The organism is Acidimicrobiales bacterium (genome assembly GCA_036399815.1).
Lineage (GTDB): Bacteria > Actinomycetota > Acidimicrobiia > Acidimicrobiales > DASWMK01 > DASWMK01.
In genome coordinates this window covers 1-1,722 of the sequence record DASWMK010000111.1, presented here as the reverse complement: position 1 = coordinate 1,722, position 1,722 = coordinate 1, and the positions used below count along the sequence as shown (strand labels likewise).

Sequence of the window (1,722 nt, the reverse complement as noted above, 5' to 3'; positions counted from 1 at the left end):
CCGACCCGCTCTCACCGCCGCGCCGCCGGGCGCTCACCGCCGCCGCCGAGCTGGTGGCCGGCGCCGCCCCGCACCCGCTGGACGCCGGGGCCGCGCTCGGCACCGGCGACCCGGAGGTGGAGCGGTGGGTGCGCAACGCCGACCTGCTGCTGCGCGAGCGGCGCCGCACCGCCCACCCCACCGTCGAGGTGCCGCTGCCCAGCCACCTGTCGGTGTCCGAGCTGGTCACGCTGCGCCGCGACCCGGCCGAGCTCGCCCGGCGGCTGCGCCGGCCGATGCCCGCCGCGCCCGCGCCGCTGGCCCGCCGCGGCACCGCCTTCCACGCCTGGCTGGAGGAGCGCTTCGGCGTCGCCCGGCTGCTCGACCTCGACGAGCTGCCCGGCTCCGGCGACGAGTCCGCCGCCCCCGACGGCGCGCTGGCCGCGCTGCAGGCGGCGTTCCTCGCCAGCCCCTGGGCCAACCGGCAGCCGGTCGAGGTCGAGGTGCCCTTCGAGACGCCCCTGGGCCCGCTCACCCTGCGCGGGCGCATCGACGCGGTCTTCGACGACGGCGGTGGTGGCTTCGAGGTCGTCGACTGGAAGACCGGCCCGCCGCCGTCGGGCGCGGAGCTCGCTGCCGCGGCGGTGCAGCTGGCCGCCTACCGGCTGGGCTGGTCGCGGCTGACCGGCGTCCCGGTCGAGCGGGTCAGCGCCGGGTTCCACCACGTCGCCGCCGGCGTCACCGTGCGCCCGGTCGACCTGCTCGACGAGGCCGGCCTGCTCGCCCTGGTCACCGGCACCACCGACGAGGAGCCGGAGGAGTACTGACCCACGCGGTGTGGCCCCGTCCCGAGGCCCGGCCCCGTCCAGAGGCTCGCCGCGAGCCTGCGAGCGGTGAGGAGGACGGGGTCCTTCTCGGGGTCCTTGATCAGGTCGAGGCGATGCGGTCGAGGACGGCCACGGCCAGCTGCTCGGGGGCCTGCTCGGGGACCCAGTGCGAGATCCCGGTCAGCTCGACGAAGCGGTAGTCGCCGCTGACGTGCTCGGCGCAGCCCTCCGCGGCCTGCCGTCCGATCGCGACGTCGTCGTCGCTCCAGACGTAGGTGGTCGGCACGGTCACGTCGTCGACCGGCGTGGCCGAGCTCATCGCCCGGTACCAGTTGAGCGCCGCGGTCAGCGCGCCCGGCGCCGACAGCACGGCCACGTACTCGTCGACGGCCTCGGCCGGGACGGCGTCCCCGAACATCCGCCGCATCCGCCGGGCGTCGTCGGCCAGCAGCACCTCCTCGGCCTTGCCCTCCTGCCAGAACAGCCGGATGTAGGCCGAGCGCTCCTTCTGCTCCGGGTCGGAGCGGAAGGCCGTGGTGAACGCCGTGGGGTGCGGCACCGAGACGGCGGTCAGCGAGCGCACCCGGTCCTCGTGCCACGCGGCGAGCGCCCAGGCGACGTTGGCGCCCCAGTCGTGCCCGACGACGTCGGCCACCGGCACGTCCATCGCGGTCATCAGGTCGGCGGTGACCTGCGCCAGGTTGGTCAGCGCGTAGGCATCGACCTCGGCCGGCCGGGCGCCGGGGGAGTAGCCCAGCTGGTCGACGGCGTAGGTGCGCAGGCCGGCCTCGGTCAGCTGCGAGGTCACCGCCGCCCACGACGCCGACGTCTCCGGGAAGCCGTGCAGCAGCACCACCGGTCGGCCGTCGTCCGGCCCGTCGGCCCGGACGTCGAAGGTGAGGTCGCCGACGTCCAC

2 protein-coding genes are annotated in these 1,722 nt (G+C 76.5%); one reads left to right on the top strand and one right to left on the bottom strand.

The window, feature by feature from the left end; translation table 11 throughout:
* A partial coding sequence (locus tag VGB14_08060) for a PD-(D/E)XK nuclease family protein (GenBank protein ID HEX9992863.1) occupies window positions 1-806 on the top strand: 806 nt, incomplete at its 5' end.
* A gap of 100 nt (window positions 807-906) precedes the next feature.
* On the opposite strand, the gene VGB14_08055 is transcribed toward VGB14_08060, so the two are convergent.
* A partial coding sequence (locus VGB14_08055) for an alpha/beta hydrolase (protein ID HEX9992862.1) occupies window positions 907-1,722 on the bottom strand: 816 nt, incomplete at its 5' end.